At 51.6% G+C, this 250-nt stretch carries 1 protein-coding gene; it reads left to right on the forward strand.

Annotated features, from left to right (window positions below; translation table 11 throughout):
* Nucleotides 1-250 (forward strand): hypothetical protein (locus AC1M9I_RS14710; protein ID WP_481611226.1); only part of this gene is annotated, 250 nt, incomplete at both ends.

Here is a 250-nt window from a genome sequence, read left to right on the forward strand (position 1 = left end):
GTCCAACAACTGCTACAACGCAGCCAATGGACGCCAAAACACAAGACAAACACCAACCAAGCAACCCACAAGGATCAAGAACGCCAAGCCAGCGAACTCATCCTACAACGACGCAACATCAAAACCGTACCCGAATACAACCCCTTACAACATCGACCCAGCACCCATCCGCAACGCGCCAAAGTGGTGGGACCTGCAGGAGAAGAAATCCATGTCGATGAATGGGGACGCATCAAAGTACGCTTCCTAT

Source organism: Acinetobacter sp. ANC_7553 (genome assembly GCF_056779895.1).